The sequence below is a fragment of the Anaerosacchariphilus hominis genome, from assembly GCF_014290175.1.
Classification (GTDB): domain Bacteria; phylum Bacillota; class Clostridia; order Lachnospirales; family Lachnospiraceae; genus Laedolimicola; species Laedolimicola hominis.
Genome location: NZ_JACOOR010000007.1, coordinates 146,475 through 165,600 on the forward strand (window position 1 = coordinate 146,475; position 19,126 = coordinate 165,600).

General features: G+C 52.3%; 20 protein-coding genes and 1 riboswitch. Of the genes, 17 read left to right on the top strand and 3 right to left on the bottom strand.

What is annotated here, in order from left to right:
- Nucleotides 1-32 precede the first annotated feature (32 nt).
- Nucleotides 33-204: riboswitch (Lysine riboswitch) on the top strand.
- A 90-nt stretch (nt 205-294) separates the two neighbouring features.
- On the top strand, nt 295-1,806 hold the full coding sequence (locus H8S44_RS12655; RefSeq protein WP_186873784.1) for a Na+/H+ antiporter NhaC family protein: 1,512 nt from the start codon (nt 295-297) through the stop codon (nt 1,804-1,806).
- Between the two features lie 9 nt (nt 1,807-1,815).
- A complete protein-coding gene (locus H8S44_RS12660; RefSeq protein ID WP_186873785.1) occupies nt 1,816-3,117 on the top strand; it encodes a type II restriction enzyme in 1,302 nt (433 codons plus the stop codon).
- A 22-nt stretch (nt 3,118-3,139) separates the two neighbouring features.
- Here the strand turns inward: H8S44_RS12660 and H8S44_RS12665 are convergent, their stop codons facing one another.
- Nucleotides 3,140-3,859 (bottom strand): potassium channel family protein, encoded by a 720-nt coding sequence (locus H8S44_RS12665; RefSeq protein WP_334297574.1) that lies wholly within the window; start codon nt 3,857-3,859, stop codon nt 3,140-3,142.
- 8 nt (nt 3,860-3,867) lie between these two features.
- Nucleotides 3,868-5,172: a TrkH family potassium uptake protein gene (locus H8S44_RS12670; protein ID WP_186873787.1), complete on the bottom strand. Its 1,305-nt coding sequence runs from the start codon at nt 5,170-5,172 to the stop codon at nt 3,868-3,870.
- Nucleotides 5,173-5,384: 212 nt separating this feature from the next.
- On the opposite strand from H8S44_RS12670, the gene H8S44_RS12675 reads away from it, so the two are divergent.
- The 12 genes from H8S44_RS12675 (at nt 5,385) to H8S44_RS12730 (ending at nt 17,387) form a co-directional block, all read left to right on the top strand.
- Nucleotides 5,385-6,071 carry an MBL fold metallo-hydrolase gene (locus H8S44_RS12675; RefSeq protein ID WP_186873788.1) on the top strand — a complete coding sequence of 229 codons (687 nt, stop codon included), beginning with the start codon at nt 5,385-5,387 and terminating at the stop codon, nt 6,069-6,071.
- On the top strand, nt 6,068-6,424 hold the full coding sequence (locus H8S44_RS12680; protein WP_186873789.1) for a VOC family protein: 357 nt from the start codon (nt 6,068-6,070) through the stop codon (nt 6,422-6,424). Before H8S44_RS12675 ends, H8S44_RS12680 begins: the two co-directional genes overlap by 4 nt.
- A gap of 198 nt (nt 6,425-6,622) precedes the next feature.
- Entirely contained in the window at nt 6,623-7,645 is a 1,023-nt protein-coding gene (gene galE, locus H8S44_RS12685; protein WP_186873790.1) for a UDP-glucose 4-epimerase GalE, read from the top strand.
- Between the two features lie 306 nt (nt 7,646-7,951).
- Complete coding sequence (locus H8S44_RS12690; RefSeq protein WP_186873791.1) at nt 7,952-9,406, top strand: DUF1846 domain-containing protein; 1,455 nt, start codon at nt 7,952-7,954, stop codon at nt 9,404-9,406.
- Nucleotides 9,407-9,446: 40 nt separating this feature from the next.
- Nucleotides 9,447-10,505: a 16S rRNA (cytosine(1402)-N(4))-methyltransferase RsmH gene (gene rsmH, locus H8S44_RS12695; RefSeq protein ID WP_186873856.1), complete on the top strand. Its 1,059-nt coding sequence runs from the start codon at nt 9,447-9,449 to the stop codon at nt 10,503-10,505.
- 151 nt (nt 10,506-10,656) lie between these two features.
- A complete protein-coding gene (locus H8S44_RS12700; protein ID WP_186873792.1) occupies nt 10,657-11,502 on the top strand; it encodes a NifB/NifX family molybdenum-iron cluster-binding protein in 846 nt (281 codons plus the stop codon).
- Nucleotides 11,503-11,622: 120 nt separating this feature from the next.
- Nucleotides 11,623-12,363, top strand: coding sequence for a nucleoside phosphorylase (locus H8S44_RS12705; protein ID WP_186873793.1), 741 nt, complete (start codon nt 11,623-11,625; stop codon nt 12,361-12,363).
- Between the two features lie 37 nt (nt 12,364-12,400).
- The gene (locus tag H8S44_RS12710; RefSeq protein WP_186873794.1) at nt 12,401-13,003 is read left to right on the top strand and encodes an ECF transporter S component; all 603 of its coding nucleotides are present in this window, start codon (nt 12,401-12,403) and stop codon (nt 13,001-13,003) included.
- 36 nt (nt 13,004-13,039) lie between these two features.
- On the top strand, nt 13,040-13,807 hold the full coding sequence (locus H8S44_RS12715) for an energy-coupling factor transporter transmembrane component T family protein (RefSeq protein ID WP_186873795.1): 768 nt from the start codon (nt 13,040-13,042) through the stop codon (nt 13,805-13,807).
- On the top strand, nt 13,804-15,495 hold the full coding sequence (locus H8S44_RS12720) for an ABC transporter ATP-binding protein (RefSeq protein WP_186873796.1): 1,692 nt from the start codon (nt 13,804-13,806) through the stop codon (nt 15,493-15,495). Before H8S44_RS12715 ends, H8S44_RS12720 begins: the two co-directional genes overlap by 4 nt.
- Entirely contained in the window at nt 15,492-16,013 is a 522-nt protein-coding gene (locus H8S44_RS12725) for a cysteine hydrolase family protein (RefSeq protein WP_186873797.1), read from the top strand. The genes H8S44_RS12720 and H8S44_RS12725 overlap by 4 nt, the downstream gene beginning before the upstream one ends.
- 144 nt (nt 16,014-16,157) lie before the next feature.
- Entirely contained in the window at nt 16,158-17,387 is a 1,230-nt protein-coding gene (locus tag H8S44_RS12730; protein WP_186873798.1) for a DUF2130 domain-containing protein, read from the top strand.
- 82 nt (nt 17,388-17,469) lie between these two features.
- Here the strand turns inward: H8S44_RS12730 and H8S44_RS12735 are convergent, their stop codons facing one another.
- Entirely contained in the window at nt 17,470-17,871 is a 402-nt protein-coding gene (locus tag H8S44_RS12735) for a metal-dependent transcriptional regulator (protein WP_186873799.1), read from the bottom strand.
- Nucleotides 17,872-18,133: 262 nt separating this feature from the next.
- On the opposite strand from H8S44_RS12735, the gene rpmG reads away from it, so the two are divergent.
- Genes rpmG through nusG form a run of 3 tightly spaced genes read left to right on the top strand, consistent with a single transcriptional unit; the run spans nt 18,134 to nt 19,058 of the window.
- The gene (rpmG, locus tag H8S44_RS12740; RefSeq protein ID WP_158361839.1) at nt 18,134-18,283 is read left to right on the top strand and encodes a 50S ribosomal protein L33; all 150 of its coding nucleotides are present in this window, start codon (nt 18,134-18,136) and stop codon (nt 18,281-18,283) included.
- 24 nt (nt 18,284-18,307) lie between these two features.
- Nucleotides 18,308-18,532 carry a preprotein translocase subunit SecE gene (gene secE, locus H8S44_RS12745; protein ID WP_186873800.1) on the top strand — a complete coding sequence of 75 codons (225 nt, stop codon included), beginning with the start codon at nt 18,308-18,310 and terminating at the stop codon, nt 18,530-18,532.
- Between the two features lie 10 nt (nt 18,533-18,542).
- Entirely contained in the window at nt 18,543-19,058 is a 516-nt protein-coding gene (nusG, locus tag H8S44_RS12750; protein ID WP_186873801.1) for a transcription termination/antitermination protein NusG, read from the top strand.
- The last annotated feature ends 68 nt before the right edge of the window (nt 19,059-19,126 follow it).

Genomic DNA, 19,126 nt, shown 5'->3' on the forward strand with positions numbered 1-19,126 from the left:
TTCGTGGTAGGATAGCCACATAGGAAATTTTAGAAAATGATAGAGGTGCGGGGCTTCAGGAGTATCGGTTGACATAAGGTCGGAACCAGTCAGCCGGGAAAGGGAAGACCGCCGAAGGGATTCATCCGTTCCGAAGGATGAGTTTCTGGGCTGCCGCAGAATATGCGTCAGACTGTCACAGGACTGTGGAGAGCTATCATAGGTCGAAGGGAAAGTTCAGACCGTGAGTACAGTCGGGAAGTATGTGCTCACGGTCTTTTTTTCGACTGTTTTCGAGGGAAGGAGATTTTAAAAATGGATTATGTACCTGCGATGTATGCTACCTTCTGGGCGCTGGTGCCGCCTGTAGTAGCGATTGTTCTGGCTCTGATTACCAAGGAGGTGTATTCCTCGCTGTTCCTGGGTATCCTGGTGGGAGGCCTGTTCTACTCGGGCTTCAGCTTCGAGGGAACTGTGCTTCACATCTTTGAGGATGGAATCGTAGGCGTTCTGTCTGACAGCTATAATGTGGGAATTCTGGTGTTTCTGGTGATCCTGGGAGCCATCGTGTCCCTGATGAACCGGGCCGGAGGCTCGGCGGCCTTCGGACGGTGGGCCAGCGAGCACATCAAGACCCGCACCGGCGCACAGCTGGCGACCGTAGCCCTGGGCGTGCTGATTTTTATCGATGATTATTTTAACTGTCTGACCGTAGGAAGTGTGATGCGTCCCGTGACCGACAAGCACAATATTTCCCGTGCCAAGCTGGCGTACCTCATCGATGCCACGGCGGCTCCGGTCTGTATCATTGCCCCCATTTCATCCTGGGCGGCGGCTGTGACCGGCTTCGTGGAGGGAGAGGACGGACTGGCTCTCTTTGTCAGTGCCATTCCCTACAACTTTTATGCGATTCTGACCATTATTATGATGATTACGATTGCGATTCTGAATATCGACTTCGGTTCCATGAAGGTTCATGAGGACAACGCGAAGAAAGGCGATCTGTTTACCACTCCGGATCGGCCCTATGGCAATGCGGACGCCCTGGACAATGTGGGAAATGGTTCCGTGAAGGATCTGCTGATCCCGATCTTTTCTCTGATTGTCTGCTGTGTCATCGGTATGATTTACACCGGCGGCTTCTTCGACGGAGCGGACTTCGTGACTGCTTTCTCCAACAGCGACGCCTCCATCGGTCTGGCCATCGGAAGCGCCTTCGCTCTGGTGATTACCATTCTGCTGTATGTGAGCCGCAAGGTTCTTGACTTCAAGGAGTGCATGAACTGCATCCCCGAGGGCTTCAAGGCCATGGTTCCGGCTATCATGATTCTGACCTTCGCCTGGACCCTGAAGGCCATGACAGACAGCCTGGGCGCTGCGGAGTTCGTGGCAAATATGATCAAGAGCAGTTCTCAGGGCATGGTCGCTCTGCTTCCGGCTATCATTTTCCTGGTTGGATGCTTCCTGGCTTTTGCCACCGGAACCTCCTGGGGAACCTTCGGTATCCTGATTCCGATTGTAGTAGACGCGTTCCAGACCACCCATCCGGCGTTGATGACCGTGGCTATTTCTGCCTGCATGGCAGGCGCTGTCTGCGGCGATCACTGCTCCCCCATTTCCGACACCACCATCATGGCGTCTGCGGGAGCCCAGTGTAATCATGTGAATCATGTATCCACCCAGCTGCCCTACGCGGTGAGTGTGGCGGTGATCTCGTTTATCACCTACATTGTGGCCGGATTTACCCAGTCCGCGCTGATTTCCCTGCCGGTGGGTATCGTGCTGCTGCAGGCGTACCTGTTTATGATGAAGAAGCTTGCAAAATAAGTGAAAGTCATGGAAAAAAAGACTGCTCTTTCCGCAAATGAGGCATGGAAAGCCCTTTTGGAGCGATACCCCATCGAGGAAACCGTAAGGAAACAGGGCGTGTACCGGATTACAGCGGACCAGATCCGGGAATACCGGGAGCCCAGACTTATGGCCAAGTGGGATAGCTCCGACGCCCTGCCGGAGGCCCTTCGGAAGCGGAAGCTGAATCTGCTGCCGGACAGTCGGACGTCCTATGTGATGGGAGACTTCCTGCTGTATGAACCGATCCCGGAGCTTCGGGAGCATGTGTTACGGATGACCCATGTAGAGATGCCGGAGTATGAATCCATCGATGTGAACAACATCAGTTCTGAGGCCAATGCCATCCATGTCCTGACCCTGTCGGGGATCCTGGATGATTTTCTGGGAGACGGACCAAGCGCAGCCACCTTCAACGGACGCATGGGTACGGGAGTTTTTGATTTCCGGGTAAATACGGTACGGGGCGCCGCCCGGGAGATTCATGTGGAGAATGCCCAGTGCGAGATCGACGGCGGTTTTGAGAATGCCCGGTCAGTGGTCATCATGGAGGCTAAAAATGTAGTACATTCGGATTTCCATGTGCGGCAGCTCTATTATCCATACCGGCTGTGGCGAACCCGGGTGAAGAAGCCCATCCGGCTGGTCTTTTCTGTGTATTCTAATATGATTTATCGGCTGTTTGAGTACCGGTTTGCGGATCCGGAGGATTATTCGTCCATTGAGCTGGTGCAGGCGAAGAATTATTCCCTGCAGGATACGCGGATTAGCCTCAGGGAGCTGCGGGAGGTACGGGAGAGGACGGCTATCCGGACGGATGATGATATGGATGCTACGTCGGTTCCGTTTATCCAGGCCAACTCCATGGAACGGATCATTTCCCTGCTGGAGAATCTGTACGGCAATCCCATGACGCCGGGGCAGATTGCGGAGTTGATGGATTTTGACCCGCGGCAGTCGGATTATTATTACAACGCTGGGCGGTATCTGGGGCTCTTTGAGAAGAAAAACGCGGACGGTCAGGTACTGGTGGGGTTGACCGGGCTGGGCGAGAAGGTCTTCCGGATGAATTATAAACCCCGGCAGCTGAAGCTGGTGGAGCTGATGCTGGAGCATCGGATTTTCGCGGAATTCTTTGACGCAGGGGCGGAGACGGGCCGGTATCCGGATAAGAAGGTTATCGGCCAGCGGATGCGGGAACTGCATGTGTGCAACGAGGGGCAGATCGCCCGGCGGGCCAGTTCCGTGGAACGGTGGCTGGAGTGGATTTTTAATCTGACCAGGTTATAAGAAAGAAAAAGGGATTTGGCAGTTACGCCAAATCCCTTTCCAATTTCCGGATATTCTGAACTTTTCCGATGACGACGATGATATCCTCCGACTGCAGCTTATAGTCGGGGGAGAGCTCGATGATGGTATTCTGATCGTGCTCAATGGCAATGATATTCAGGCCGTATTTTTTACGGATATTAATTTCCTGGATGGTTTTTCCTTTGATAAAGCTGCTGACCGGTACCTGTTGGATCTCGATATCATTGTCCAGGAAAATGAAATCTAGGAAGTTTCCGGACAGGAGTTTCTTGCCCAGACGGATGGCCATATCCCGCTCCGGATAGACCACCTCCGCGCCGATTTTCTCCAGAACAGCGCCCTGATCCTGACTGGTGGCCTTGGAAATCACATGGGGCACACCCAGAGAAACCACGTTCAGGGTGGTCAGGATACTGGTATCGATACGGCTTCCAATGCAGACGATAACGGTATCGCAGTTCTGGATTCCCACCTCTGACAGGGTAGCCTTGGAGAGGTTGTCACAGACAAAGGCGTATTCGGTGTGCTGCCGCATGGCCTTGACCTTTTCTTCATTCTGATCGACGACAATGACCTCTTTTCCGGCCTCTGCCAGAGTGATGGCAAGGGCAGTTCCGAAACGACCCAGGCCGATGATTCCAAAGGTAGAATTTGCATTTTTCTTCATTTTTTTCGCTTCCTCGTTTCTGTAATGATAGCAGGCAAAAGGGCCTGATAAAATATATGATGTCAACCAATGGTGATGGATTCTTCCGTGTACCGGGCGTTCTGCTCGGGCCGCTCAATCCACATGGTGATAATCGTAAATGCGCCCAGTCTTCCGATAAACATCAGGAAAATCAGAATCAGCTTGCTGGCTGCATGCAGATCGGCCGTGATTCCCGTGGACAGTCCTGCGGTGCCGAAGGCGGATACAACCTCGAAAAGCAGCTGTCTCATTTCAAAGGAAGGCTCCAGGAGACAGAGCAGAAAGGTTCCGATGAGAACGACGCTGAGGGACAACTGGGTAATCAGAAAGGCCCGGGAGGTATTTTCCGGTGAAATGCTCCGGTGAAAGGCTCCCATGTGCCGTTTATTCAGGGCGCTCCGCATGGCTTGCATCAGGATAAAGAAGGTGCTGGTCTTGATACCGCCTCCGGTGGATCCGGGGGACGCGCCGATAAACATCAGCAGAATCATCACAAAGAGCCCCGCATTGGAAAAATCATTTATAGGGTAAGTGGCAAAGCCGGCAGTCCGGGGGGTGACGCTGTTGAAAAACGCGCCAATCCAGGGCATATGCTCCGTAAAACGAAAGACCAGGGTACCTGCAATCAGAAGCGTCAGGGTGGTGCTTATGACCACCTTAGAGTGGAGGGTCAGCTTCCGGAAGGAACGGTTTCTCAGGACGTCCAGAATCACCAGGAAGCCCAGGCCGCCGAAGATAATCAGACCGCCGGTAACCAGGTTCAGCAGGATATCGTTCTGGTAAGGAATGAGGCTCTGGCCACCGCCCAGAATGTCGAAGCCGGCATTATTAAAGGAAGAAACGGAATGAAAGATACTGATTCCAAGCGCCTTCAGGGGCGAATAGTCCCGGACAAAGACCGGAAAGCTCAGAAGCGCGCCCACTGTTTCGAAAATTAAGGTGGTAAGTAAGATAGCCTTTAACAGCCGGACGATACCCCTGAAGTTGTCCACATTGAGGGCTTCCTTTAAAAGAAGCCGGCTCTTAAAGCCTACCCGCTGTCTGGCAGCCAGCATAAGGCCCGCGCCCATGGAGGTGAAGCCCAGGCCACCGGTCTGGATAAGCAGCGCCAGAACCACCCGGCCGAAGACCGTATAGGTATCGCCGGGGTCTACGGTCACCAGGCCTGTGACACAGGTGGCGCTGGTGGCGGTAAAAAGCGCGTCCAGAAAGCTGGTATGGACGCCGGGGCGTAAGGATATCGGTAGCATGAGAAAACAGGCTCCGGTCAGGATAATCAGGAAAAAGCCCGCGGCAATCAGTCTTGCGGGCGGCTGGTTTTTAATAAAGCGCAAAATATGTTTCATAGGATCTCCCTTGATTTTTTAACGACATGTCTCTATTATACGAGGATTTTTCCAAAGGGACAAGGGATTCCGAGGAAATTAAGAATATTTTAGAAACTTATAAAAAGCTTCAACACTAACAATCAACAGAGTTGACATGTTAACGTAATAACGTATAAAATAAGGTTGTAAAATTATACAGAGGCTATCCATTACAAAATGCAGGTGATGTCATGAAAATAACGTATATCAACCACAGCGGTTTTTTGGTTGAATCCGGTGACTGCTACTATATTTTTGACTATTACAGGGGCGAATTACCCTTTCTCGACAGAAAAAAAGAGGTGATTGTCTTTTGCAGTCACTTCCATGAGGATCATTTTAATCCCAAAATCTTTGAAATGCTTGACCATATGGGGATGACGTATCAGGCGGTTTTGGCGAAAGATATACGCAGCAGGAATCACCTGTCGAATATAAAAATCACATACGCTTATCACGATCAGAGCTATGAACTGGATCATGGTCCCCGGGTCGATACATTACTTTCTAATGATAGTGGCGTCGCATTTATCGTTCAAACGAAAGAAGGAACGATTTACCATGCCGGCGACTTAAACGACTGGTATTGGGAGGGAGAGCCGGAAGCAGATAACCGGCGGCTCACTGCGGCGTATCGAGCGGAAATCAGAAAAATTAAGGGCATGCACTTTGACGCGGCATTCGTTCCCCTTGATCCAAGGCAGGAAGCCCACTATGCCGATGGGATCCTGTACTTCCTGGAAAACGTAGATTGCAATGCGGTTTTTCCCATGCATTATTGGGAGGACGCCAGTGTAATAAAGCGGTTTATCACAGAATATCCGCAATATAAATCACGTATAAAAAACACAGAATGTGCAAAGGGAGAAGTGCTATGAAATTTAAGATGATTCACGAAAACTATAATGTATCCGATCTGGATCGTTCCATAAAATTCTACAACGAAGCTCTCGATCTGCGCGAAGTGAGACGAAAGACGACCAATGATTTTATCATTGTATATCTGAGCAATGAGGTAAGTGATTTTGAACTGGAGCTTACCTGGCTGAAAGAGCATCCGCAGCCCTATAATCTGGGAGAATGTGAATTTCACCTGGCATTCCGGGCGGACGATTACGAAGCGGCGCACAAAAAGCATAAAGAGATGGGCTGCATTTGCTTCGAAAATGAAAAGATGGGGATCTATTTTATCGAAGATCCGGATGGCTACTGGCTTGAAATTGTGCCGTAAAGCTTTCTTTTATGAAACCGTTGCAATTTTACGCAGCGGTTTTTATATCGTATTTTATTTAAATGGAGCAAGTTTTAAACTTTATTTTGAAGGAAATGGCACTTGCACCTCCTACAAAACCATGTTATGATTTAGCGGTGAAGAATAGCGGAACAAACGTTAGCAAAGGCTAACCTTTGAAAACAGGAGGACAGTCAAATGTCAATTTTGGTAACAGGCGGTGCAGGCTTTATCGGAAGCCACACCTGCGTAGAGTTATTGAATGCAGGCTATGACGTAGTTGTTGTAGATAACCTGTATAATGCCAGCAAGAAAGCTCTGGATCGTGTGGAGCAGATTACAGGAAAGAAAGTTACCTTTTATGAGGCGGATATTCTGGATCGGGATGCGCTGAACGCCATCTTTGATAAGGAGCAGATCGATTCCGTCATCCATTTCGCAGGCTATAAGGCCGTGGGCGAGTCGGTACGCAAGCCCATCGAGTATTACTATAATAATATCACCGGAACCCTGATTCTTTGCGATGCCATGCGGAATCATGGCGTGAAGAACATTGTATTCAGTTCTTCTGCTACCGTATACGGCGATCCGGCATTTATTCCCATTACCGAGGAATGCCCCAAGGGTAAGATTACCAATCCCTATGGACAGACCAAGGGTATGCTGGAGCAGGTGCTGACGGATATCTTTGTATCCGATCCGGAGTGGAAGGTGGTGTTGCTTCGTTACTTTAACCCCATCGGAGCCCACAAGAGCGGCCTCATCGGCGAGGATCCGAAGGGCATCCCGAATAACCTGGTTCCCTATGTGGCGCAGGTAGCCATCGGCAAACTGAAGTGTCTGGGCGTCTTCGGAAATGATTACGATACCCCGGACGGAACCGGTGTGCGGGATTATATCCATGTGGTAGACCTGGCGAAGGGTCATGTGGCAGCCATTAAAAAGGTAGAGGACACAGAGCCCGGCGTCCTGATTTACAACCTGGGTACCGGAAAGGGCTACAGCGTTCTGGATGTGGTCCATGCCTTTGAGAAGGCCTGCGGCAAAGAGATTCCCTATGAGATCAAGCCCCGCCGGGCAGGCGATATTGCCACCTGTTACGCAGATCCCACCAAGGCAAAAAATGAGCTGGGCTGGGTAGCGGAGTACGGCATTGAGGAAATGTGTGAGGATTCCTGGAGATGGCAGACCATGAACCCGAACGGTTATGCAGATAATTAATTCGGAATAAAGAGACTGATTCGGGGATACTGCTGCCTTTGGGCGGCAGTGTCCCTTTTTTTATGGAACAGGAAATTCCGATAGAATTCCCTATTCCATAAAAGCAAGCAGAGCTTGCAAAGATGCGCACTCGGCGCAGTGGTAGATGGTTGCCAAGGCAACCGCGCCTCGGCGCGAGAATGCGCCAACGGCACATTCTTTTTTACGTGTGCATGGAGCCGGAGCCACAACGGTGTCTGTCCGGCTCAGGCCGGACGGAAAGGCCGATGCAGCGGTAACAGAAGAACATACAGAGGGAGAGAAAATATGAGAAAAGGATTTGACAATGACAAATATCTGGCCATGCAGTCAGAGCACATTCGGGAGCGTATCGCCAAGTTTGACAATAAGCTGTATCTGGAATTCGGCGGAAAGCTCTACGACGATTACCATGCGTCCCGGGTTCTGCCGGGCTTTGAGCCGGACAGCAAGCTGCGGATGCTGATGCAGCTGGCGGATCAGGTGGAGATCGTCATCGTAATCAGCGCGGAGGATATCGAAAAAAATAAGGTGCGCGGCGATCTGGGAATCACCTACGATTCCGATCTGCTTCGTCTGAAGGCTATCTTCGAGTCTAAGAACCTCTATGTGGGCAGCGTCTGCATTACTCATTTTGCAGGCCAGTACAGCGCCCAGATGTTCCAGAGCCGACTGGAAAAAATGGGTGTAAAGGTATATCGCCACTACCTGATTCCGGGTTACCCGAATAACATTCCGCTCATTGTAAGCGAACAGGGCTACGGCCACAATGAGTACATCGAGACAACCAAGCCCCTGGTGGTGGTGACAGCTCCCGGACCGGGAAGCGGAAAGATGGCCACCTGCCTGTCCCAGCTCTATCATGAGCACAAACGGGGCGTCCGGGCAGGCTACGCCAAGTACGAGACCTTCCCCATCTGGAATCTGCCCCTGAGTCATCCGGTGAACCTGGCTTACGAGGCTGCCACCGCAGATCTGAACGACGTGAACATGATCGATCCGTACCATTTGGAAGCCTACGGCGAGACCACGGTAAACTATAACCGGGACGTGGAGATTTTCCCGGTACTGCGGGCCATGTTCATGGAGATTTACGGCGACTGCCCCTATAAGTCTCCCACCGACATGGGCGTCAATATGGCCGGCAAATGCATCGTGGATGATGAGGCCTGCCGCGAAGCGTCCGGACAGGAGATTATCCGCCGTTATTACCAGACTCTGGTTAATATTGCCAGGGGCAAATCGAAAGAGGAAGAGGCTTATAAGATCGAGCTTCTGATGAACAATGCAGGCGTGACGGTCAAAGACCGCAAGGTGGTACCCGCAGCCCTGACCCGGGCTGAGGCGACCGGCCATACCGCAGCAGCCATGGAGCTGCCCGACGGCACCCTGATCACCGGTAAGACCAGCGAGCTTCTGGGAGCCTGCTCCGCTCTGCTTATCAAGGCTCTGAAGCATCTGGCAGGCATCGACGAAGATGTGCTTCTGATTACACCCAATGTCATCAGGCCTATCCAGAAACTGAAGGTAGATTACCTGGGCAGCCGGAACCCTCGTCTCCACATGGAAGAGGTGCTCATCGCTCTGTCCTCCAGCTCTGAGAGCAACCCCCTGGCTGATCTGGCCCTGCGCCAGCTCCCGAATCTCCGTGGCAGCCAGGTCCACACATCCCGCATGCTGAGTGCGGCCGATGAGAAGATCTTCCAGAAACTGGGTGTAATGCTGACTTCTGAGGCGAAATAGGGACGGGTTTGTAAAAATCAGACGAAAACAGGAGACAAAAATCATGGAAGAGCAACAGACCCCACACAAGCGCCGGGTGCGCTACAAGGGCAAATATCCCAAAAAATTCGAGGAAAAATATAAAGAACTCCAACCGGAAAAATATCAGGATACGGTGGAACATGTTATCCGGAAGGGGAACACCCCCGCCGGCATGCACATCTCCATCATGGTGGATGAAATTCTGGATTTTCTGAAAATCCAGCCGGGCGAGACAGGCTTTGATGCCACTCTGGGCTACGGCGGCCATACCAAGGCCATGATGCAGTGCCTGCAGGGCCGGGGCCACATGTACGCCACCGACGTGGATCCGGAGGAGTCGGCCAAGACCGGAAAGCGGCTGGCAGAGCAGGGCTTTGGAGAGGATATTCTGACCATTAAGCTGCAGAACTTTTGTACCATCGACGAGATTGCGAAAGAGGTGGGCGGCTTTGATTTTGTATTGGCGGATTTGGGAGTCTCTTCCATGCAGATCGATAACCCGAAGCGGGGATTCTCCTTCAAGGTGGACGGCCCGCTGGATCTGCGCCTGAACCAGCAGAAGGGCATCAGCGCCGCGGAACGGCTGGATACCATCGGACGGGAGGAGCTGGCAGGTATGCTCTATGAGAATTCCGACGAGCCCTACTGCGAGGAGCTTGCGAAGGCTATCATCGATGAAATCCGCCGGGGTAATCGTGTGGATACTACCACGAAACTCAGGCAAATCATTGAGAAGACTTTGGATTTCCTGCCGGAAAAGGAGAAAAAGGAAACAGTGAAAAAGACCTGTCAGAGGGTATTCCAGGCCCTTCGCATTGATGTGAATCAGGAGTTTGAGGTGCTCTATGAGTTCATGGAGAAGCTGCCGGGGGCCCTGAAGCCGGGCGGACGGGCGGCCATCCTGACATTCCACTCCGGCGAGGATAAGCTGGTGAAGGCGGCCATGAAGGAAGGGTACCGTTCGGGAGTCTACAGCAGCTATTCCAAAGATGTGGTGCGTCCCTCCGCAGAGGAATGTGTGCGGAATCCGCGGGCCCGCTCCACGAAGATGCGCTGGGCCATTCGGGCGGAAGGATAACTCTGACAAAACATATCTACTATAGGGGTTATAGGTGTTGAAGAAACCGGCAGAAGTTGCTATACTGGGAAAAGTAGAACAGTAGCCGTCAGGCATTGCCTGAGAGACTGATGTTTTGTCTGTAAGATATAAGAAAATGGAGGATTTTGCAATGAAAATCGCAGTAACCTACGACAATGGCAATGTATTTCAGCATTTCGGAAAGACCGAGTCTTTCAAGGTATATGAGGTAGAGGACAACCGGGTAGTAAAAAGTGAAATCATCGGCTCCAACGGAACCGGCCACGGGGCCCTGGCGGGCCTGCTGGCAGAGCAGGGCATTGACGTGCTGATCTGCGGCGGTATCGGCGGCGGAGCCCAGGCTGCCCTGGCGGAGGCGGGCGTGGAGCTCTGCTCCGGCGCGGAGGGCGACACAGATGCTGCAGTAGAAGCTTACCTGAAGGGTGAACTTACCAGCGCAGGCGCCACCTGTGACCATCACGATCATGAAGAGGGACATTCCTGCGGCGATCATGAGGATGGCGGTTGCGGCGGTTCCTGCGGAGGTGGCTGCGGCGAGCCCCAGATTACCGGACGCAATGTGGGAAAGACCTGCAGAACCCATTACAAGGGAACCTTCAACGACGGCACTCAGTTCGACTCCTCCTACGATCGGGGCGAGCCCCTGGAGTTCATCTGCGGCGCAGGCCAGATGATCCGCGGTTTTGATGCGGCAGTGGCAGATATGGAGGTTGGCCAGGTGGTGGAGATTCACCTGATGCCCGAGGAGGCTTACGGCATGCCGAATCCGGATGCCATTTTCACACTGGAGCTCACCCAGCTTCCGGGTTCCGAGGAGCTGCAGGTGGGTCAGGGCGTATATCTGACCAATCAGTTTGGACAGCCCTTCCCGGTAAAGGTAACTGCCAAGGATGAAAAGACCATCACCTTTGATGCCAACCATGAGATGGCAGGCAAAGAGCTGAACTTCAAAATCGAGCTGGTGGAGGTAAAATAGTTCCGCTTAAAACTTTACAATAGCACTTTACGGTTGACAAGACACCTGTAAAGTGCTATTTTTATGCAAACAGTATTCGTGAGATACAGAAAGAACTGCGTGGAAAGAAGGAAACAGACGATGGAAATTATGCCGCATCTGAAGCTTCCGGTGGACTTGGGCATCCGGTACGCGATTCTGCCGGGGGATCCGGCCAGGGTGGATCGGATTGCGAAGTTTCTGGAGTCCCCCCGGGAGCTGGCTTTTAACCGGGAGTATAAAAGCGTTGGGGGAAGCTACAAGGGAGTTCCGATATTGGCTCTGTCCACGGGCATCGGCGGCCCGTCCACAGGCATCGCGGTGGAAGAGCTGGCACGCATGGGTGTGAAGGCGGCCATCCGGATTGGAAGCTGCGGAGCTCTGCAGAAAAATATACATCTGGGGGATTTGATTCTGGTACAGGGAGCCGTCAGGGATGAGGGAACCTCAAAGACCTATCTGGATCCCATCTACCCGGCGGTACCGGATTATGAGCTGCTGGCCGCCTGCGTGGAAGCGGCCCGGGAAAAGAAGTTTTCGGCCCATGTGGGACTGGCTCGCAGCCATGACAGCTTTTACACCGACCGGGAGGACGAAATCGATGCCTACTGGTCCGGTCAGGGCATATTGGGCGCAGATATGGAGACGGCTGCCCTCTTCGTGATCGGAAGACTCCGGGGTATGAAAACCGCTTCCATTCTGAATACCGTGGTGGAATATGAGGAAAACCTGGAAGAGAATATCAACAGCTATTCCGATGGCGCGTCCCTGACCATGCGGGGGGAGGAGCATGAGATTCTCACGGCGCTGGAAGCATGCTGTAAGATAGAACAGGCGGAATAGGTACTGCCTGTCACATAAAAAATGGAGGATAAGTGTTATGAAAAACGTATTTAAGACAAAACTTTCAACGGCAAGCCTGGTGTTGATCCCGGCCTGCATCGGTATCAATTATCTGGGAAAATTATTCGCGTCTGTGCTGAAGCTTCCCCTGTGGCTGGATTCCATCGGAACCTGCATCGGAGGAGCCCTGGGCGGCCCCGTCATCGGCGGGATCTGCGGCGCGGCCAATAACCTGATCTACGGCTTCACCACCGGAGATTCCATTACCCTGGTTTACGCGCTGACCAGCCTGGGCATCGGTATTGCTGTGGGCATCATGGCCAGACTGGGCCGCATGGAGAAGCTGGGCGGAGCTCTGCTGACTGCCGTGGTAGCCGGACTTGTGGCAGTCTGCATTTCCACGCCGCTGAACGTGCTGTTCTGGGGCGGTACCACCGGAAATGTGTGGGGCGACGCATTATTTGCGGCTACCCAGGCGGGCGGTATGCCGGTGGCACTGGGCTCCCTGCTTGACGAGGTAGTTGTGGATGTGCCGGATAAGATCATTACCATTCTGGTGGTATTTGCGATTCTGAAGGGACTTCCGAAGAAGCTGACAGCCCTGTACGATGTGAACGACAGCATTGAAAGCCTGGACTAGAGCAGCCGGGAAGATTCTGAAATATGGAGAGATAAGATGAAAAGCATGAGCCTGTATGTGGATCTGGATACCTGGCTGACCCGTATGCACCCCTTTACGAAGCTGTGCTACATCGCCACGGCCATTGCAGCCTCCCTGATAGGGGGAAAGCTGTGGGTATTCGGAGTTTTCATCGGAATCAGTCTCGGAATGCTGGTCAGCGGAAAAATCATCAAAAAGGTTTTTCCGCTGATTGCGTTTTCCTTTACGATTCTGATCACGATTTTCCTGATCCACGGATTATTCAATCACGAGAACGTGACCCTTTTGTTTGCGGCCGGGCCGCTTCGGTTTTACCGGGAAGGGATGCTGTACGCCCTGCGGATCAGCTGCAATGTGCTGAACATGCTGCTGGCCTTCGCGGTGTTTGTGTTGACCACCCGGCCTGCGGAGCTGGTGGAGGATCTGGAGCAGATTGGATTTTCTCCGAAGATTGGTTATGTGATTAGTTCGGTCTTTCAGATTGTACCCCAGATGAGCGGCACCATGAATACGATTCTGGATGCCCAGCGCAGCAGGGGAATGGAGACTGAGGGCAGCCTTCTGACCCGGGCAAAATCATTTCTGCCGCTGATTTCTCCGGTGGTTATGAGCTCCCTGACCAATACCAGGGAGCGGGCCATCGCCTTGGAGATCCGCGGTTTTGAGGCGGGAGAGAAAAAAACCTATCTGCGGGACAGCAGCATGAAGACAGTAGATCGGGCGCTCTGCGTCTGCATGGTGGTATTGCTGGCTGCGGCGGTGGCTGTGAGGGTGATGTTATGAGTTATATCAGTGTGGAGCATTTAAAATACCGTTATCCGAATACGGAGAGGCTGGCTCTGAATGATCTGAACTTTGAGATAGAAAAGGGCGAATTCATCGGCATTGCGGGGGAGAATGGTTCGGGAAGAAGTACCCTCTGTCAGGCTTTTATCGGCCTGGTTCCGGGCTTTTTCAAAGGCGCCTACGGAGGCAGGGTCCTGATTGACGGGACAGAGGCCGGAAAGACGCCTGTATCCCGGATGTGCCGGAAGGTGGGACTGGTATTCCAGAATCCTTTTAACCAGCTGTCCGGTGCCAAGGAGACAGTTTTCGAGGAGATTGCCTTCGGTCTGCAGAACTTCGGAGTACCCCGGGAGGAAATGACCGAGCGGGTGAATGAGGTTCTTGGCCTTTTGGATATCGAAGCCTGCCGGGATCAGAATCCCTTTGACCTGTCGGGAGGACAGATGCAGCGGGTGGCGCTGGCGGGCATCCTGGCCATGAAGCCGGATGTGATCGTTCTGGACGAGCCCACCTCCCAGCTGGATCCGGCCGGAAGCGAAGAAGTTTTTGCGGCGGTAGACAGGATGACAGAGGCCGGAATCACCATTATTATGGTGGAACAGAAGCTGGAAAAGCTGGCGGAATACTGCGATCGGATCCTGCTTTTGCACGAGGGAAGGCAAATCGCTTTCGATACGCCGGAACGGATCTTTTCCCGCCCGGATCTGGAAGACTACGGTGTGAAGCCGCCGATCTGCACGCGCCTTTGCAGGGCCCTTGGAGTGAAGCGGGCGGATGGCTGCTATCCGGCGTCCCATGAGGAGGTCCGGAAACTGAAGACACAGTTCCCGGAAGAGAGCCTTTTCCAGAAAAAATGTGTGCCGGACGGGAAAACGAAGGGTCAGGAAGCCTGCGGAGGAGAGGTCTTTCAGATCGGACACCTGAACTTCCGGTATCAAGAGGGAACGCCGGTGCTCCGGGATGTGACACTCAGCCTGGACAGCCGCTCCACGGCCATCGTGGGTCAGAACGGTGCGGGAAAGACGACGCTGGTGAAGCTACTGAAGGGTCTTTTGAAGCCCGTGGGCGGTTCTATCTGGTACGGCGGAGAGGATATGGCAGGAAAGACTGTGGCCATGCTGGCCGGAGAAGTGGGCTATGTGTTCCAGAACCCTGACGATCAGATTTTCAAGTACCATGTGCTGGACGAGGTTATGTTCGGACCGCTGAATATCGGAATGAAAAAGGAAGAAGCGGAGCGACATGCCAGGGAAGCGCTGAAGGAAGTGGGCCTGGAGAACCTGGCAGCGGAGAATCCCTATGATCTGGAGCTGTCCGAGCGGAAGCTGGTGGCCATCGCTTCGGTGCTGGCTATGGATACCAGGGTGCTGATTCTGGACGAACCCACCATTGCCCAGGACTGGAAGGGCAGACAAATCATCGGAGGCATCATTCAGAGACTGGAGAAGCAGGGCAGGACCGTAGTGGCCATTCTTCATGATATGGATTTCGTGTCGGAGTATTTCCGGCGGGTAATTGTGATGGCCCGGGGACAGGTGCTGGCTGACGGTACCAGGGAAGCGGTATTCAGCCGGAAAGAGGTTCTGGAAAAGGCCCGGATCGAGGAACCGTCATTGATGAAGCTCTGCAAAATGCTGGGCTATGAAAAGGCTTATTTTCAGCTGAAGGAAGGAGAAGAAGTATGAGAAAGATACTGGTTGTGATAGATATGCAGAAGGACTTTGTCGACGGTAGTCTGGGAACGCCGGAGGCAGCAGGCATCGTGGACGCGGTGGTAAATGAGATCGGAGAGTATGCGCCGGAGAACATATACGCCACCAGGGATACCCATCCGGAGAACTATCTGGAGACCCAGGAGGGCAGAATGCTTCCGGTGGTTCACTGCGTAAAGGGAACCCCGGGATGGGAAATCAATGAAAAGGTGGCAGCAGCCCTGCAGGGTGCGGAAGTGATTGACAAACCCACCTTCGGCTCCCGAATTCTGGCGGAGAAGCTGGCGGCCCTGGCGGAGAAAGAGAAGATCCAGGTGACCCTGGTGGGTCTCTGTACCGATATCTGCGTGGTATCCAACGCACTGCTGATCAAGGCCTATCTGCCGGAGATCCAGGTGCGGGTGAAAGCAGACTGCTGCGCGGGCGTGACGCCGGCCAGCCATGAAGCGGCCCTGACCACCATGAAAATGTGTCAGATAGAGGTTTTATAAAATACATGCGGGAAAACCGGGCGTGGCTTTTGAGGCCGCGCCCTTATATTTTTCAGGGAAAACATGGAAATGCGTTTGCCGGTGGCAGGAACGGAAAGAGTGTGCTACAATCTATATAATATAGAAAAAAAGGAGAAGGGCCAGATGCAGGAAATCAAATGCCCCAACTGCGGAGAGATCTTCGCGGTGGACGAATCCGGCTACGCGCAGATCGTGCAGCAGGTGCGGGACAAAGAATTTGAAAAAGAGCTGAAGCGCCGGGAAGGAGAACTGGCGGAGAAACGGGAGAGCGAGCTGCGTCTTCTGAAGCTGGAGCAGAGCCGGGAGTATGAGCGAGATCTGTCCCGGAAGGAGCAGGAGCTTCAGGAGAAGGCGCATACCATTGCGGAGCTTCGCGCACAGCTCTCCGGTACAGAGACGGAGAAAAAACTGGCTGTGGCCGAGATAGTCAGCAAGAAGGATCGAGAACTGTCGGAAAAAAATACGGAGATTACTACGCTGAAAAGCCAGCTGGCCGGTAAGGACACGGAGCGGGAACTCCAGGAGCAGGCCCTTCAGAAGCAGTATGAAGAAAAGCTGAAAATGAAGGATGAGCAGATCGAGTATTATAAGGATTTCAAGGCCCGGCAGTCTACGAAAATGATCGGCGAGAGTCTGGAACAGCATTGCCTGAATCAGTTCAACGCCCTGCGGATGACAGCCTTTCCCAATGCTTATTTTGAAAAGGATAATGACGCCCGCACAGGCAGCAAAGGCGACTTTATCTTCCGGGAATCCGCTGACGGCGTAGAATTTATTTCCATCATGTTTGAGATGAAAAACGAGATGGATGAGACGGCCACCAAGCATAAAAATGAGGACTTTTTAAAGGAGCTGGACAAGGACCGCCGGGAGAAGAAGTGCGAGTACGCAGTGTTGGTTTCCCTTCTGGAGATCGACAATGAGCTGTACAACAACGGTATTGTGGACGTGTCCTACCGTTATGAAAAAATGTATGTGATCCGTCCCCAGTTCTTCATTCCCATGATTACCCTGCTTCGGAACGCGGCCCTGAACTCCCTTCAGTACCGGCAGGAACTGGAGCTGGCCCGCCATCAGCAGGTGGACATTCTGCGGTTCGAGGAGAACATGAACACCTTCAAGGAGGGTTTTGCCCGAAACTACCGTATTGCCAGTGACAAATTTAAGACGGCCATCGACGAGATTGACAAGACCATTACCCATCTGCAGAAGACCAAGGAGGCTCTGCTTTCCTCAGAAAATAATCTGCGCCTGGCCAATAATAAAGCCGAGGATCTGAGCATCAAGCGCCTGACAAAGAACGCGCCCGCAGTGAAGGCCATGTTTGAGAAACTGAAAAAGGGAGAAACATAAAGCAAAACGAAAAGCCCGGCGGACGCTACATGGTCTGCCGGGCTTTGCTGCTGCTTAATCATTTTAATGATATGGAAACGGATTACAGATTCTTAGAACTGTCTGCGGAATCCTGCAGAAACTTCTTGATGGCGGAAAAGCTTTCCTCGCTGATATCGTGCTCCATCCGGCAGGCGTCTTCCACAGCCACCTCCTGGGAAACGCCCAGACTGATAAGCCAGTTGGAAATGACAGAATGGCGCTCGTAGATGGTGGCAGCCAGCTTCAGGCCTTCCTTGGTCAGGGAAAGATAGCCCTCGTCGGATACAACCACGTAATTTTTCTGGCGCAGATTTTTCATGGCTACGCTGACGCTGGGCTTGGAATAACCAAGCTCTGTGGCCACATCGATGGAACGAACCTGCGGCTTCTGTTTGCTTAGGATAAGGATAGTCTCCAGATAATCTTCCACAGACTCCTCGGACTTATGTCTCTGATAATTCATATATAGATATTCTCCTTTTCGCACGATTCAAGCTTATTATATAAAAGTTTAACATTTTAGCGGAAGAAAGGCAAGCGTTTAATATGGCGGCAAAAGATAGGATTTATCAAGAAAAAGCTTGACACACACGGCTCCGGCGTGCTATGATATCAGGGCGAATGGAAGTAGGCTTTTTTTTTATGCCTAAAAAACGACAGACAAGATATGCCGGCATGCGTATCGAAGCTGTCCAGCAAGTAAAAAATAAGCGGAGGTGGAAGTCGTGCGCGTAAAGATCACATTGGCATGTACGGAGTGCAAACAGCGTAACTACAACATGACAAAAGAGAAAAAGAATCATCCGGACCGGATGGAGACGAACAAGTACTGCAGATTCTGCAGAAAGCACACACTGCACAAAGAAACAAAATAAGATGCAGGAAAGGATAGTGGAACGATGAGCGAAGCAGCAGAGAAGGCCACTAAGAACACCGATAAACCTCAGAAAAAGAGCTGGTTCAAGGGTCTGAAGGCGGAGTACAGGAAGATTGTATGGCCGGACAGAAAGACCATTGTAAGACAGACGGTAGCCGTAGTGCTGACGTCCCTTGCCCTGGGAGTTGTAATCAAGCTTCTGGACATCATTCTGTCTTACGGAATCGATATGCTGATTAGTTTATAGGAGTGAGAAAATGGCAGAGGCAAACTGGTATGTAGTTCATACCTATTCCGGATACGAGAACAAGGTTAAGGCCAACATTGAGAAAACAATTGAAAACAGACACCTGGAGGAGCAGATTCTCGAAGTGAGAGTTCCGCTGCAGGACGTGGTTGAGATGAAGAACGGAGCCAGAAAGCAGGTTCAGAAGAAGATGTTTCCGGGCTATGTTCTGATTAACATGGTGATGAATGACGACACCTGGTACGTTGTGCGCAATACCCGTGGTGTGACCGGCTTTGTCGGACCGGGATCGAAACCGGTTCCTCTGACAGAGGCAGAGATGCGACCGCTCGGAATTCAGTCTGAAAACGTCGTAGTTGATTTCAAAGAAGGAGACACAGTTACGGTTACAGGCGGCGTATGGGCCGACACTGTGGGTGTGATTCAGTCCATGAATCAGGCAAAGCAGTGCGTAATCATTAACGTGGAACTGTTCGGCAGAGAGACGCCGGTAGAAATCAGTTTCTCAGAGATTAAGAAGATGTAACAGCTCGGACGGAAGAGAGACTTCTGACCGACACACACAAAGCATGTGGGAGGGAGAAACCCAAATGC

Bases quoted from the DNA above. Each gene is read 5' to 3' on its own strand.
- H8S44_RS12655 (WP_186873784.1), top strand. From the start codon at position 295: ATGGATTATGTACCTGCGATGTATGCTACCTTCTGGGCGCTGGTGCCG.
- H8S44_RS12660 (WP_186873785.1), top strand. From the start codon at position 1,816: ATGGAAAAAAAGACTGCTCTTTCCGCAAATGAGGCATGGAAAGCCCTT.
- H8S44_RS12670 (WP_186873787.1), bottom strand. From the start codon at position 5,172: ATGAAACATATTTTGCGCTTTATTAAAAACCAGCCGCCCGCAAGACTG.
- H8S44_RS12675 (WP_186873788.1), top strand. From the start codon at position 5,385: ATGAAAATAACGTATATCAACCACAGCGGTTTTTTGGTTGAATCCGGT.
- H8S44_RS12680 (WP_186873789.1), top strand. From the start codon at position 6,068: ATGAAATTTAAGATGATTCACGAAAACTATAATGTATCCGATCTGGAT.
- galE (WP_186873790.1), top strand. From the start codon at position 6,623: ATGTCAATTTTGGTAACAGGCGGTGCAGGCTTTATCGGAAGCCACACC.
- H8S44_RS12690 (WP_186873791.1), top strand. From the start codon at position 7,952: ATGAGAAAAGGATTTGACAATGACAAATATCTGGCCATGCAGTCAGAG.
- H8S44_RS12700 (WP_186873792.1), top strand. From the start codon at position 10,657: ATGAAAATCGCAGTAACCTACGACAATGGCAATGTATTTCAGCATTTC.
- H8S44_RS12705 (WP_186873793.1), top strand. From the start codon at position 11,623: ATGGAAATTATGCCGCATCTGAAGCTTCCGGTGGACTTGGGCATCCGG.
- H8S44_RS12710 (WP_186873794.1), top strand. From the start codon at position 12,401: ATGAAAAACGTATTTAAGACAAAACTTTCAACGGCAAGCCTGGTGTTG.
- H8S44_RS12715 (WP_186873795.1), top strand. From the start codon at position 13,040: ATGAAAAGCATGAGCCTGTATGTGGATCTGGATACCTGGCTGACCCGT.
- H8S44_RS12720 (WP_186873796.1), top strand. From the start codon at position 13,804: ATGAGTTATATCAGTGTGGAGCATTTAAAATACCGTTATCCGAATACG.
- H8S44_RS12725 (WP_186873797.1), top strand. From the start codon at position 15,492: ATGAGAAAGATACTGGTTGTGATAGATATGCAGAAGGACTTTGTCGAC.
- H8S44_RS12730 (WP_186873798.1), top strand. From the start codon at position 16,158: ATGCAGGAAATCAAATGCCCCAACTGCGGAGAGATCTTCGCGGTGGAC.
- H8S44_RS12735 (WP_186873799.1), bottom strand. From the start codon at position 17,871: ATGAATTATCAGAGACATAAGTCCGAGGAGTCTGTGGAAGATTATCTG.
- secE (WP_186873800.1), top strand. From the start codon at position 18,308: ATGAGCGAAGCAGCAGAGAAGGCCACTAAGAACACCGATAAACCTCAG.
- nusG (WP_186873801.1), top strand. From the start codon at position 18,543: ATGGCAGAGGCAAACTGGTATGTAGTTCATACCTATTCCGGATACGAG.